Genomic DNA, 14,537 nt, shown 5'->3' with positions numbered 1-14,537 from the left:
TGCTCACCGGACGCACAGGGGTGTTCGGCTTTCGCTTACAAGTGAGCACAAAACAAAGGTTTTTGACTTTCCCACGGCACCGAGGACGCGGACGCCCGGCAGGCCGGCAGGAAGGGACTCCTGTCGACATCGTCAACGCGCTCCGGGGGTGGGGAGTGTCCCTCATCCGAGAGTGATGCGCCGGAACCTCCTGAGCGCCAGCAGCATGAACGCGCCCGTGATCAGGCAGGCGCAGGCGACGGCGTAGGGGAGCGCGTGCACGACCGGCCAGGTGTCGCTCGTCGGCAGGCCGGCCGGCGGCGGGTTGCCGAAGAGCCGGCGGACGGCGGTGGCCGTTGCGGAGACCGGGTTCCACTCCGCGATCGTCCGCAGCGGACCGGGCATGGTGTGCGTGGAGACGAAGGCCGAGGAGACGAACGTGACCGGGAAGAGCCAGATCAGCCCCGCGCTCTGCGCGACCTCGACACTGCGGGCCATCAGCCCGATCGCCGCTCCCACCCAGGACATCGCGAAGGCGAAGAGAAGGATCAGCAGGTAGGCCAGGAGCGCGTCGGCCGGCGACGCGGTGATCCGCCAGCCCACCAGCAGCCCGCACAGCGAGGTGACGACCAGGGTCACCGTGCTCATCGTCAGGTCCGACAGGGTCCGGCCCAGGAGCACCGCCATGGCGGGCATCGGCAGGGAGCGGAAGCGGTCGACGATGCCCTTGTCCATGTCGTTGGCCAGGCCCAGGGCGGTGAACGCCGCGTTGAACGTGACGGCTTGCGCGAAGATGCCGCCCATCAGGAACGTACGGTAGTCGGCCCCGCCGAGGCTTCCGCCGAAGACGTAGGCGAGCAGCAGGACGAACATGACCGGCTGCACCAGGGCCGCGATGACCGATCCAGGTGTCCGGCGCAGGTTCAGCAGATTGCGCCAGGCCACGATGGAGGAGTCCCGGCTCAGTCGTTGGACCGCGGTCACCGGCCATCGCCCCCGGTCGCCGTGGCGCCTGTCGAGGCCGTCGGAGAGACCGGAGGTCTGCCCGGCTCGAGCGGGCGGCCGGTGAGGGAGAGGAACACATCGTCCAGGGTCGGCGGTGCCAGCTCCACGTCCCGGACGGCGATGCCGGCCAGCCGCAGGCAGCCCAGGGCGTACTCCAGGCTCTGCGCGCCGTGATCGGTGGCGACGGTCAGTCGGCCGGTGCGCGGATCGAGGTCGGGGAGGTGCTCTCCGAGCGCGGCCAGGATCTCTGCCGCGGTGACCCGGTGCCGCGGGTCGGACACGGTCAGCGAGAGCCGCTCGCCGCCGACCCGCGCCTTGAGTTCGGCGGCCGAGCCGCGGGCGACCACGTGTCCGCCCTCGATGACGACGATGGCGTCGGCCAACTGGTCCGCCTCCTCCAGATACTGGGTGGTGAGCAGCACCGTCGTTCCCTCGGCGACCAGGTCCCTGACGGCCTGCCAGGTGTCGGCCCGGCCCCGGGGGTCGAGGCCGGTCGTGGGCTCGTCCAGGACCACCACGGCCGGCCGCGCGACCAGCGCGCCGGCCAGGTCGAGCCGTCTGCGCATCCCTCCCGAGTACGTTCCGCTCGGCAGGTCCGCGGCGTCCTCCAGGTCGAAGCCGCTCAGCAGTTGCCCGGCCCTGCGGCGGGCGGCATGACGGCCGAACCCGTAGAGCCGGGCCACGAGGTACAGGTTCTCCCGGCCGGTCAGCTTCTCGTCGACCGCGGCGTACTGGCCGGAGAGCCCGAGGTCACGGCGTACGGCCTCCGGGTCGGCGAGGACGTCGTGGCCGGCCATCCAGGCCCGGCCGCTGTCCGGTCGCAGCAGCGTCGACAGCACCCGCACCGTGGTGGTCTTCCCCGCACCGTTCGGGCCGAGCACCCCCAGCACGGTGCCGGGGGCCGCTTCGAGGTCCACACCGGCCAGGGCCTGCTTCTTCCCGAATCGTTTGGTGAGTCCTTCGGCGCGTATCGCCGGAGAGTTCGGCGGGGCGGTCATGGGTGCCTCTCGTGGTGCGTGGGGTGGGGCGGGCGCGAGGGCCCGGCGGGACCGGGGAGAGGGGGCAGGAGAGGCGGGGTCATGCCACCCTTGCGCGGGCGCTCCTGGGGGTGATGTCGGTCCAGTTGACCTCCACGTACTCCAGGCAGGCCGCGTGCTCCGCCGGGCCGAACACCTCGTCCCAGCCGGCGGGCACCGCCGCGAACGACGGCCACAGGGCGTGCTGTCCCTCGTCGTTGACCAGGACGCGGTGGCGGGTCTGCGGGTCGTCGAAGGGATTCGTCATGACGGGTCTCCTTGTTCGGTGCGGTGGCCGGCGTCGAGCACGGCCGAGACGGTGGTGCCGATCTGTTCCCGCGCGGCGGGCTGCATCATCTGGGCGTGCGCGCACGCCACGTCGTGGTTCTCGATGGGCCCGTCGACGTACGGGCCCCAGAGGGACAGGTCGAAGGTGTCCCGGGGGCGGCCCTCGGTGGCGGTGAAGAACAGCACAGGTCCGTGGAAGACACGGGGGGTGTACTTCCGCATCAGGCGTGCCTGACCGGCGAAGTTGTCCACCATCGCGTCGATCGTGGCCGGTTCCAGCGATCCGAGCGGACTGCCGCCGGCGAGGAACTGGTCCCGTACGGCCGCGGCTTCCACCGGACCGCCCCCGTCCAGGGCCTCCTGGCCGACCCCCATGTTGGAGAGCAGGGCGCGGAAGACGGTGTCCCGGCTCGCGCTGTCCAGGTCGTCCAGCGGGGCGAGCGGGAAGGCGTCCAGGATCGTCAGCAGGGCCACCTCCTCGCCCGCCTCCTGGAGTTGGACGGCGACCTCCTGGACGACGTTGCCGCCGAAGGACCAGCCGAACAGGTGGTACGGGCCGTGCGGCTGGACGGCCCGCAGCTCCGCCACGTACACGGCGGCCATCGCCTCGATGCTGTCGGGGAAGGGCTCGGTGCCGTCCAGGTTCGGGGTCTGGAGCCCGTAGACCGGCCGGTCGTTGCCGAGGTGGGGGAGCAGCCCCGCGTACGCCCAGGCCAGACCGCCGGCCGGGTGGACGCAGAACAGCGGCGGCAGCCCGCCCCTGGTCCGCAGGGGCAGCAGCGTCGCCAGCGGGTTGTCCTGGACGCCGGCGCCGATCCGTTCCGCGAGTGCGGCGACCGTGGGCGCCTCGAACAGGCTGCGGATGCTGACATCCACCCCCAGGGCGTCACGGATGCGGCGGATCAGGCCCGCCGCCAGCAGGGAGTGGCCGCCCAGGGCGAAGAAGTCGTCGTCGATGAGGACCTGCTCGCGCTCCAGTACCTCCGCGAACAGCGTGCACAGCACGTCCTCCCGAGGGTTGCGGGGGCTGCGCCCCGTGCCTGCGCCCGCCGCCTGCGGGGCGAGGTCGGGCAGGGCCTTCCGGTCCAGCTTTCCGTTCGGCGTCAGAGGGATGGCGTCCACGGCGACCCAGCCGGAGGGGACCATGTACCCGGGCAACCGGGCCGCCGCGTGCTCCCGCACCCCGTCGAGCCGTTCGGAGCCGGACCGCGCGGGGCCGGTGGGTGCGGCGCTGTCCACGGCGCCGTTCCCGGCCGGGGCGACGGGTCGGGCGTCGGCGAGCACCACGTACGCGGCCAGGCGGGAGCCTCCGGGACCCTCACCGTGTGCCACCACCGCCGCCTGGGCGACGTCGGTGTGTTCCGCCAGCACGGCGGCGATCCCCTCCGGCTCCACCCGGAACCCGCGCACCTTGACCTGCCCGTCGGAGCGCCCGGCGAACTCCAGAGCGTCGTCGGGCGTCCGTACGGCCCGGTCTCCGGTGCGGTACATCCGCGTTCCCGCGGGGCCGTAGGGGTCGGGCACGAAACGGTCCGCGGTCCCCCCGGGCTGTCCGTGGTAGCCGAGGGCCAGACTGTCCCCGGCCAGGTAGAGGTCGCCGGTCACCCCGACCGGGACCGGTCGCAGCCGGCCGTCCAGGAGCCGTACGGCCGTCCCCTCGACCGGCGCGCCGAGCACCGGCCGGTCGGTCGTCCGGAGCTCGGCGGTGAGGGTGTCCACCGTCGCCTCGGTGGGTCCGTAGAAGTTCCAGGACGTGAGGCCCGGTCGGGCCCGCAGATCGTCCCAGAGGCCGGCCGGGACGGCTTCACCGCCCAGGACGATCACGGACGGGGCCCGGCCGGCCCCGGCGAACAGTCCGGCGCTCACCAACTGCCGGACATGCGTGGGCGTGGATTCCAGCACGTCGAGGCCCAGGACGCGTACCGCCTCGACCAGGGCCTCCGGGTCCCGCCGGGTCAGGTCGTCCAGGACGTGGAGCCGGTGCCCGTCGAGCATCCAGAGCACCGGGTCCCACGCGGCGTCGAAGGACAGGGCGGCCGTCAGCGCGACATCGAGCCGGGGTTTTCCGGTCGCCCGTACCGCCGGCCCGAAAACATGCCGCCGGTGGTGTTCCAGCAGCCGGGCGAGGGAGCCGTGGCCGACCAGGACTCCCTTGGGGCGGCCGGTCGAGCCCGAGGTGTGCAGGAGGTAGGCGGGCTCGGCGGGACCCGGCCGGGCCCGCTCGGGCAGGGGAGCGGGAGCGGTGGCGGAGTCCGGGGAGTCCAGGTTCAGACGGTGCCAGCGGTCCGTTGCCCGGGTGTGGGTGGCGTCCGCCGTGAGCACGGTGTGCGGTCGGGCGTCGGCCAGCACCGCGTCGATCCGGCCCGGGGGGAGGGAGTCGTCCACCGGGACGTAAACCGCCCCGGCCTTGAGCACGGCGAGGAGGGCGGCGACCGAGTCGGTGCTGCGCGGCAGCAGCACGGCCACCCGGTCCCCGGCGCCCGCGCCGGCCCGGGCGACCAGCGCGGCGATCCGGTCGGAACGGGCGTCCAGCTCCGTGAAGGAGAGGCTGCCGTCCGGGGCGGTCACCGCGATGTCACCGCTGCGCGCCGCGGCCACCGTTGCCGAGAAGCGGTCCAGCACCGTCGTGGGAGGCGCGGCGTCGTGGCGGCGCGCACCGGCGCCACCGCCCAGGTCCAGCAGCCGCCGCTGTTCTTCGGTGCTGGTCAGCGGCAGGTCGTCCACGATCGTGGCGGGGGCGTCCACCGCGTGCGCGAGAAGGAGGCCGAACCGGTCGGCGATCCGTACGGCAGTCTCGGCGTCGAACAGGTCCAGGCTGAACTCCAGCGTTCCGTCGAGGTGGGCCCCACCGCTCCCGGCCGATGTCCGCTCGGTGAAGGAGAAGGAGAGATCGAACTTCGCGCTTCCGGTGTCGACCCCCTCCAGCCGGGCCTCCAGACCGGGCAGGTCCAGCCGGGGCGGCCGGTGGTTGTTGAGGGTCAGCATGACCTGGAAGAGCGGGTGGCGGGAGAGCGAGCGCGTCGGCCGTACGGCCTCCACCAGCCGTTCGAAGGGCAGCTCCTGGTGGGCGTAGGCGGCCAGGTCCGTCTCCCGTACCCGGGCGAGCAGCTCGGTGAAGTCCGGGTCGCCGCCGAGGTCCGTCCGCAGGGCCAGGGTGTTGACGAAGAAGCCGACCAGAGGGTCGAGTGCCTCGTCGGTCCGCCCTGCCACCGGGGTGCCGATGGTGACATCGCCGCCGGCCCCCATCCGGTGCAGCAGCGCGGCCAGGGCGGCGTGCAGAACCATGAAGGTGCTGCTGGCCGTCGACCTGGCCAGCCGTGCCACCTTCGCCATGGTCTCCTCCGGTACGCGTACCGGGACCGTGCCCCCGCGACCGCCCGGCGCGGTGGGCCGGGGGCGGTCGGTGGGCAGGGCGGTCTCCTCCGGGGCACCGGCCAGAGCGTCCTTCCAGAAGGCGAGTTGGGCCGATGCCGCGGAGACGGGATCATCGAAACTGCCCAGCAGGTCGCGCTGCCAGAGGGTGTAGTCCGCGTACTGGACCGGCAGGGGCGCCCAGCTCGGCGCTCGCCCGGCGGACCGCGCCGCGTAGGCGCCGGCCAGGTCCTGGGCCAGAGGGCCCATGGACCATCCGTCCGCCGCGATGTGATGGACGGTGACCAGCAGGGTGTGCCGGTCCTCACCGGTCCGGAACAGCACCGGTCGCAGGGGGACGTCGTGGGTGAGGTCGAAGGGCTCGGCCGCCGACTCGCGCAGTGCCTCGCCCAGGTGTGCCTCGCCGACCGCCACGACGGGAAGTTCCGGCAGTACGTCACCGGGCGCGAGCACACGCTGACGGGGGCTGCCATCGCCGGGCTCGACCACCGTGCGCAGGATCTCGTGCCGGGTCAGCACATCACCCAGCGCACGCCGCAGGGCGTGCCGGTCCAGGCTGCCGTCCAGCCGGACCGCGAACGCCATGTGGTACGCCGCCGCTTCGGGGTCCAGTTGGTGCAGGAACCACAGGCGCTCCTGAGCCGTGGACAGCGGTGGCCGTTCGGTGTGGTGCGCCCGCCGCAGTGCGGGCCGCGCCGCGCCCGCTCCCTCCAGCCGCTCGGCGAGCGAGGCGGGGGTCGTGGACTCGAACAGGGCCCGTACCGGGAGTTCGACGCCGAACGCGGAGCGGATCCGGCCGATCAGCCGGGTCGCCAGGAGCGAGTGTCCTCCCAGCTCGAAGAAGTCGTCGTCGGGGGCGACCTGTTCGTGCTCCAGGCTCTCCGCGAACAGGGCGCAGAGGATCTCCTCCGGGGCGGACCGCGGGGCCCGCTTCTCCCTCTCCGCATCCGTACGCTCCGCGACGGTGGCCGACGGAAGCGCCGCGAAGTCCACCTTCCCGTGCGGGGTCAGCGGGAGGGCGGCGACCGGCACGATCAGCGAAGGCACCATGTGGGCCGGCAGCCGCTGCGCGACGAAGGCCCGCAACTCCCGGGAGGACAGGTCCCGATGACCGGAGGGCACGACCCAGGCGACCAACTGCGCTTCCCCCGAGCCGGAACCCGAGCCGGAGCCGGAACCCGAGCCGGAGCCCGAACCCGAACCCGAACCCGAGCCGGAGCCCGAGTCGGAGTCGGAGCGCACCGCGACCGCCGACTGCGCGATGTCGCTGTGGGCGTTCAGGGCCGTCGCGACCTCGCCGGTCTCGACCCGGAAGCCGCGGATCTTGATCTGGCCGTCGGCGCGGCTCAGGTACTCCAGGCGTCCTTCGACCCGGCGTACCAGGTCGCCGGTGCGGTACATCCGGGAGCCCGGCGCTCCGTACGGATCGGGCACGAAGCGCTCCGCCGTCGCGGCGGAGCGGTTGTCGTAGCCACGGGCGACGCCCGGGCCCGACAGATACAGCTCTCCCGTCACCCCGGGGGCGACCGGCTCCAGCCGCCGGTCCAGGACCCGGGCCCGGGCGCCGGTCACCGGATGCCCGAGGTGGGGCCGCACGCCGGGCAGGACACGGCCCATCACGCTGTCCACGGTGGTCTCCGTGGGCCCGTACAGGTTCCACACCGCCACGTCGGGCAGGGCGGCCAGTTCCCGCCACAGCGGCGCGGGTACGGCCTCCCCGCCCAGTGCCAGTACCCGGGGTCGAGGCCGGCCGGGTGCGAACAGACCGCAGGAGCGCAGCTGTTCGACGAGCGAGGGGGTGGTTTCCACGACATCGATCGCCCGGTCGTGGAGCAGGGCGGTGAGGGCTTCCGGGTCCCGGCGCGTCAGGTCGTCCACAAGGTGCAGTTCGTGGCCCGCGATCATCCACAGCAGGGGGTCGAGGGAGGCGTCGAACGTCATCGCGGCCGTGTGCGCCACGCGCAGCGGGAGCCCGTTGTTCTCCGCCTCGGCGGGGTCCATCAGGCGGTCGCGGTGGTGAGCGAGCAGCCTGGCCAGGGACCGGTGCTCGACCACGACGCCCTTGGGCAGCCCGGTGGATCCCGAGGTGTACAGCACGTACGCGGCGTCATGACCGCGGGGCGGCACCGGCATGGTCACCGCGACGGGGCCCTCCTGCTCGGCGGCCTCGTCGAGAAGGAGGACGTCGGTGGTGTCCGGGAGAGCCGACCGGGTGGCGGAGGTGGCCAGTACCAGGCGCGGGGCTGCGGTGTCGAGGATCAGCGAGGTCCGGGCCGCGGGCTGCGCCGGGTCGAGCGGGACGTACACCGCCCCGGCTCGCAGGATGCCCACCACCGCCACGACGGCGAGGGCGGTGCGGGGCAGTGCCACCGCCACCCGGTCACCGGCCTCGATCCCCCGGTCCCCGAGCGAGCAGGCCAGGCGGTCCGAGAGCAGGAGCAGTTCACCGAAGGTGAGGCGCTCGTCGCCGGCCACGACCGCGGTGCGGTCCGGCTGGACGGCCGCGCGGGTCGCCAGGACGTCCAGCACCGTCCCGTCGCCGTCGCCGTCGGCCGCCCCCGGCGTCGCGCCGAGCGGCTCCCGCGCGGTGCGCGGCAGCTCGTCCAGTGCCGCCGCGCGCTGCGACGGGGTCAGGAATCCGACGTCCGTCATCGGACGGTCCGGCTCGGAGAGCAGGGCGCTCAGGAGGCGGGTGAAGTGCTCGGCGAACCGATCCGCCGTCGTACGGTCGAAGAGGTCCTCGTCGTACTCCAGCTCACCGGTGATCCCATCCGGGCGGCCTTGGCCGTCGTGGTGCTCGGACAGGTCCCAGCTGAGATCGAACTTGGAGCCCGACCGCCCCACGGACCTCTCGTGGCCGACCGTGAGACCGTCGAGATGCGGGCGGGGGGCAGGGGTGTTGTTGAGGCTCAGCATCACCTGGAACAGCGGATGGCGCGCGAGCGACCGCGGCGGCGCCAGCTCCTCGACCACCCGCTCGAAGGGGACGTCCTGGTGCGCGTAGGCGGCCAGGTCGGCACGGGCCACCCGGTCCACGAGCGTACGGAACGCCGGGGAGCCGGAGGTGTCGGCCCGCAGGACCAGGGTGTTGACGAAGAAGCCGACCAGCTCGGTGAGCGCGTCGTCGGTACGGCCCGCCACCGGGGTGCCGACGGCGATGTCCTCGCCCGTGCCCAGGCGCGACATCAGGGCGGCCAGCGCCGCGTGCAGCACCATGAAGGAGCTCGCGCCGTGGTCCCTGGCCAGTCTCGCCAGCCTCCGGTGGTCCTCCGTCCCGATCCGCACGGGGACGCTCCCGCCCCGTCCGGAGGTGCGGGCCGGGCGCGGCCGGTCCATCGGGAACGACGACTCCTCCGGCAGCCCGGCCAGGGAGTCCGCCCAGGAGGAGAGCTGGCGGCGCGCGAGACTGTCCGGCGCGTCGGGATCCCCGAGCAGGTCACGCTGCCACAGTGCGAAATCGGCGTACTGCACCGGAAGTTCGTCCCACCCGGGTGCCCGCCCCGAGCGGCGCGCGCCGTAGGCGGTGGACAGATCCCGTACGAGCGGCCCCATCGACCATCCGTCGGCGGCGATGTGGTGCAACGTCACGACCAGGACGTTCTCCTCGGCGCCCACGGGGAACAACCGGGCGCGCAGAGGGATCTCGTGCTCCAGGTCGAAGCGTGTGCCGTCCGGCTCCAGCGGGTCGCCGGCTGCCATGACCCGCAGAAGCGGATGCGGGAGCCGCGCGGGCGGCAGAATCTTCTGGCAGGGGCCCTGCGGGGTCTGCGCCACGATCGTGCGCAGTGCCTCGTGCCGCTCCACGACGTCGTGGAGGGCCAGCTCCAGAGCGTCGCGGTCCAGCGCTCCGCGCAGGCGCAGCGCCACCGGCAGATGGTAGGAGGCACCCGCGTCGCCCAGCGTCTCCAGAAGCCACAGCCGCTGCTGCCCGAACGAGAGGGGAAGCCGTTGCGGGCGAGGGGCGAGGGCCGTCACCGAACGCCGGGCCGGGACGATGTCGCCCAGCGTCGCGACCAAGCCGGCCGGCGTGGGTGCGGAGAACAGGGTGCTGATCGGCACCTCCGCGTCGAACGCGCCGCGGATCCGGCCGATCAGCCGCATCGCCAGCAACGAGTGGCCGCCCAGCGCGAAGAAGTCGTCGTCCCGGCCGACCCGCTCCACCCCCAGGCACGATGCGAAGACCGCACACATCCGGGCCTCCAGGGCGGTGCGCGGGGCACCGCCGTCGGACGCGACCGGCAGAGCCGGCGGCAGCGCCGCCACATCGAGCTTTCCGTTGGGGGTGAGCGGCAGACGCTCCACGGTCGCCCAGGCCGTCGGCACCAACGGGCCGGGCAGCAGGGCCGCGACCGCGTCGCGCGTCTCCGCGTGAGCGGGCGCGTCCGCTCCGGCCACCAGGAACGCGGCCAGCCGCTCGGGACCGTCCTGCGCGGTGGTCAGGGCGACAGCGGCGTCCTCGACACCGGGGAGAGAGCGCAGCGCGGCCTCGATCTCCCCGGTCTCGACCCGCACACCGCGCACCTTGATCTGCCGGTCGCTGCGTCCGACGAACTCCAGCGAACCGTCCTCGCCCCACCGGGCGAGGTCACCGGTGCGGTACATCCGGGCACCCGGAAGGCCGAAGGGGTCCGGCATGAAGCGTTCCGCCGTGAGCCCCGGACGGCCCGCGTATCCGCGCGCCACGCCCTCGCCCGACAGATACAGCTCGCCCACCGATCCTCTGGGCAGCGGGTGCAGGGACGGGTCGAGCACATAGGCCCCGGCCCCGGTGACAGGTCGCCCGATCACGGGGGACGCACCGGTGATCCGGGCGGTCACGGCGTTGACGGTGGTCTCGGTGGGCCCGTAGAAGTTGAACACCAGCAGGTCGGGATCGGCGGCCAGCTCCTCCCAGAGCCCGTCGTCGACGGCTTCCCCGCCCAGGGCGATGACACGCGGCCGGTGGCTCTCGGAGGTGAGCAGCCCCGTCGCCAGCATCTGCCGCAGATAGGTGGGGGTCGTCTCGATCGCGTCGATGCGATGGTCGACGAGGTACCGCACCAGCGCCTGGGGGTCGCGGCGGACGTCGTCCGCGATGATGTGCAACTCGTGTCCGGCGACCATCCAGAGCACCGGGTCCCAGGCCGCGTCGAAGGAGGTCGCGGCGGACAGCGCCACCCGCAGCCGTCGCCCCAGAGCTTCCTCGGCCAGGGTGTGGGCCTCCCGGCGGTGGTGCTCCAGGAGGTTGCTCAGAGAACGGTGCTCGACGACCACGCCCTTGGGGCGGCCGGTGGACCCCGAGGTGTAGATGACGTACGCGGCATCCTGGGGTCCGGGTCCGGGCAGCTCCCCGACGCCACCGGCCGGGAAGCCGTCCGGTGCGGTCGAGGGGTCGATGCGCGGGACCGTACCCCGAGGGTCGATCGTGCCCGCCGATGACGCGGTCGCCACCAGGGCGACGGGCCGGGAGTCGTCGATCATGAAGGCGAGCCGGTCCGCCGGGTAGGACGGGTCGAGCGGCAGATACGCGGCCCCCGTCCGCATCACGGCGAGCATCGCCACCACCAGGTCCGTGGAGCGTGGCAGTCCCACCGCGACGCGGGTGCCGGGCCGGGCGCCCCGCGAGGCGAGCAGGGTCGTCAGGCGGTTCACCCGGCGGCCGAGTTCTTCGAAGGTGAGGGTCGTGCCGTCGCAGACAACGGCAGTGTGGTGAGGGGTGGTTCGCGCCTGCCGGGCGAACTGCTCGGTCAGGGGGGACGGTTCCGGGGCGTCACTTCCCGATGGCTGAGCGGCGCCGAGGCCGAGCACTCGCCGCTGTTCGTCCTCGGCGACGGGGCTCACCGCTCCGACGGTCCGCTCCGGGTCCGCCACGAACGCGTCGAGAACCCGGCACAGACGTTCATGCGGCCCCACGAGGTCCTGCTGACCGTAGCGCGCGGCGTTGCCCAGCAGATCGACGTGCATACCGCCGTCGCCGAAGGAGGCGTGCACGGCCACAGCCAGGTCCTCCACCGGGCCGATCGACAGGTTGTGCAGGGTCGCCGGGTGAGGGCCGAATCGCAGGGCGTCGTCGAAGGCGAGAATGTTGACGGAGGGCCCGGTCAGCGCCGTCGTCGTCCCGGTCAACCCCAGCTGGTGGCGGAGTGCTTCGGCCGGCCGGCGCTGGTGACGCAGTACGGCACGGGCTTCGGCGGAGGCCCGGCGCGCCAGATCGGCCACCCGGTCGGCGGGGGAGACGGCGAGTCGCATCGGCAGGATCGAGCTGAGCATGGCGGGCGTCGAACGGGCCGCGGGAGTGCGCCGACCGGTGACCGGCAGGCCGAGCACGACCTCGCCGAGCCCCTTCTCCCGGTGCAGGCACAGCGCCAGCGCCGCCATGACGAACGTCGGCCAGCCGGTTCCGGCCTGCTTGGCGGCGGCCTTCAGCCGTGCCGTCTCCGCCCGGCTGTACACCCGTCGCACCGACGCCGTCCCGTACTTCCTCCTCGTACCCGACGGTGGGGGGGTCTCGGGAGGGAGGGCGCCGACGAGGTGCCCTGCCCAGAACCTCTTGTCCTGGGCGCCCCGCTCGGACGCGAGGTAGGCGTCCTCCTCCTCGACGAGCGCGGCGAGAGTACCGGTGGGACGCAGCTCGGGAAGGACATCCGGGGCGAGCACGAGAGCGGTGTAGACCTCGGCGATACGGGAGAGAGCCAGGGCCGCCGCGTAGCCGTCGACCGCGAGGTGGTGCACCTGCTGGTGGAAGAGGTGGCGCGAGGGAGAGAGCCGGTAGAGGGTGACGCGGACCAGCGGCCCCGCCGATACGTCGGCGGGCTCGGCCAGACACAGCCGCATCCGCCGCAGAGCCTCCGCGTGCGGGTCCACCTCGTCGGAGAGGTCCACGCAGGGCATGGATATGGACTCGCTCTCCCGCACGCGCTGGAAGGGAACCCCGTCCCGCTCACCGAAGGTGGTGCGCAGAGCCTCCATCTCGGACGCGGTGTGGCCGACCGCGCGGCGCAGCAGGTCCGGTTCCACGGGGCCCTGGATATCGGCGTACTCCGCGATGTTGTACGCCGGATCCGCCGGGTCGAGCCGCTGGGCGAACCAGACGCCCTGCTGAGCGGCGGTCAGGCGCAGGGTGCCCGTCGGGGTTCCGGTGCGGGGTAGGTCGGTCACGCGCATTCACCTCGGTGGGGGAGACCTGCGACGGCATGGGCCGGGGCGCGCATGTGCGGCAGGGCGGAACGGGACGGGCCGGGGCAGGTCGCGAGGGCTGCCGGCTCAGGTCGAGCGCGTACGCATCGCGATCGCGAAGCATCCGCTTTCGTGGACCGGTGCACGTTGACAGCCTCCGTTGCGCTGACGTCGCCCCAACGGGGCCTTCACACCAGTCGTTCGGAGTCACATCGGTCCCGGATTGCTCATGTGGCGCAGGACACGTCGGCGGGCAGATCTTTCGCAGTTCGCTGGCGCGTATCAGCCAATCGTCAGCCGGCTTTGCGCCAGACACCCATCCGTGGAGGCCCCCGCACCGAAGAGGTGATGTCCGGACGTTCGTTCGGACACTGCGTTCCCGCGACTTGGAACTCGAAATGGAGAGCATGATGAAGATCCCCGTTCCCGCTCTGCGGTGGCAGCTCGTCGGAGCCCTCGTCGGTACCGTGCTGCTGGCGTCCGCTCCCGCCGCCTCGGCCGCCGCCTCTTCCTCCTCCGAGGTGGCACCCCGCCAGGCGCATAGCGCGCGCGAAGGCGGAACCTCTTCCGGCCCGCTCGCCTTCTACCGGGGCATACAGGGCGGGAACCTCTGCCTGCTGGCCCGGTGCACCGTCGGCGCATCCGGACCCGGCGGCCACACGGGGCCCAGCAACACCCAGGGATTCAACCTCTGCCTCCTCGCCCTGTGCACCGTGCGGCCCTGAACGCAGCCGGGCCTGGAACCACGACGCTCCCCCGCGCATCGGCGCGGGGGAGCGTCGTGGTTCCAGGCCCAGCAGTACCGTCCGCTTGCTGTCAGCCCTGTCAGCCCTGTTCAGCCCTGGTCGGTGTGGGAGGAGCCCCGAGTCGGAGGGGGCGACTCGGGGCTCGGCGCAGGGCGCGGGAGTGGTCAGGCCTTGGGCGTCAGAACGGTGTCGACGATGTAGACGGTGGCGTTGGCGGTGGGGACGTTGCCGCAGACGACCTTGGACGTGTCGTTGACGGTGTAGTCCTCGCCGGAGCCCTTGGTGGCGAGGGTGGACTTCTGGAGAGTGTCGTAGGTTCCGCTCTCCAGCTGCCCGGGGGAGAGCTTCTCGCCGACGACGTGGTAGGTGAGGATGCTGGTGAGCATTTCCTTGTCGGCCAGGATCTTGTCGAGGTCGGCCTTCGGGATCTTGGCGAAGGCGTCGTTGGTCGGCGCGAACACGGTGATGTTCTGCGCGTTGTTGAGGGTGTCGACGAGGCCGGCCTTCTTGACCGCGGTGACCAGGGTGGACAGGGCCGGGTTGTTGGAGGCGGCGGTGGCGACCGGGTCCTGGGCCATGCCGTCGAAGGAGCCCGCGCCGTCCTGGGGGACGGACGCGCAGGCCGGACCGAACGGGCCGTCCGCGGGGGCGGCGCCGTCAGCCGCCGGGCTCGACTTCTCGTCGGCGGGGGCGGAGCTGCTCGCCTTGTCGGCGGCCGTGTCGGAGGAGCTGTCGTCCCCACCGCAGGCGGTGAGCGCGAGGGGCAGGACGGCGGCGGCGGTGACGGCGATGGCGGCGCGGCGGAAACGGAAGGCGTTCACGGACATTCTCCTGTGTGCTCGGTCGGGTGCGCGCTGGGTGTCAGTCAGGGGTGTGGGTAAAAAAATCGCGCGGGCGTGGCGAGCGCTGACGTCAGGTCAGGCGCCGGGACACGGACACGATGGTCAACGCGGTCGACCGTGCGGTGCGCCGAGAG

The 14,537-nt window shown here is 72.8% G+C and carries 6 protein-coding genes; 1 reads left to right on the top strand and 5 read right to left on the bottom strand.

Features of this window, described 5'->3' with window-relative positions; all coding sequences use genetic code 11:
- Positions 1-162: 162 nt before the first annotated feature.
- The 4 genes from N7925_RS06680 to N7925_RS06665 form a co-directional block, all read right to left on the bottom strand.
- Complete coding sequence (locus tag N7925_RS06680) at positions 163-963, bottom strand: ABC transporter permease (protein WP_265598577.1); 801 nt, start codon at positions 961-963, stop codon at positions 163-165.
- Complete coding sequence (locus N7925_RS06675; protein WP_265598576.1) at positions 960-1,982, bottom strand: ATP-binding cassette domain-containing protein; 1,023 nt, start codon at positions 1,980-1,982, stop codon at positions 960-962. Before N7925_RS06675 ends, N7925_RS06680 begins: the two co-directional genes overlap by 4 nt.
- A gap of 79 nt (positions 1,983-2,061) precedes the next feature.
- Positions 2,062-2,268 carry an MbtH family protein gene (locus N7925_RS06670; protein ID WP_265598575.1) on the bottom strand — a complete coding sequence of 69 codons (207 nt, stop codon included), beginning with the start codon at positions 2,266-2,268 and terminating at the stop codon, positions 2,062-2,064.
- A complete protein-coding gene (locus N7925_RS06665; RefSeq protein WP_443032122.1) occupies positions 2,265-12,803 on the bottom strand; it encodes an amino acid adenylation domain-containing protein in 10,539 nt (3,512 codons plus the stop codon). Before N7925_RS06665 ends, N7925_RS06670 begins: the two co-directional genes overlap by 4 nt.
- Before the next feature lie 422 nt (positions 12,804-13,225).
- Here N7925_RS06665 and N7925_RS06660 point away from each other — a divergent pair, with 422 nt between their 5' ends.
- Positions 13,226-13,540 (top strand): hypothetical protein, encoded by a 315-nt coding sequence (locus N7925_RS06660; RefSeq protein ID WP_265603772.1) that lies wholly within the window; start codon positions 13,226-13,228, stop codon positions 13,538-13,540.
- Between the two features lie 185 nt (positions 13,541-13,725).
- Here the strand turns inward: N7925_RS06660 and N7925_RS06655 are convergent, their stop codons facing one another.
- Entirely contained in the window at positions 13,726-14,382 is a 657-nt protein-coding gene (locus tag N7925_RS06655) for a fasciclin domain-containing protein (protein WP_265598573.1), read from the bottom strand.
- Positions 14,383-14,537 lie beyond the last annotated feature (155 nt).

The organism is Streptomyces sp. CA-278952 (genome assembly GCF_028747205.1).
Classification (GTDB): Bacteria; Actinomycetota; Actinomycetes; order Streptomycetales; family Streptomycetaceae; genus Streptomyces.
Note: the sequence above shows the minus strand (reverse complement) of the source record. Positions and strands in the feature narration are given on the sequence as shown.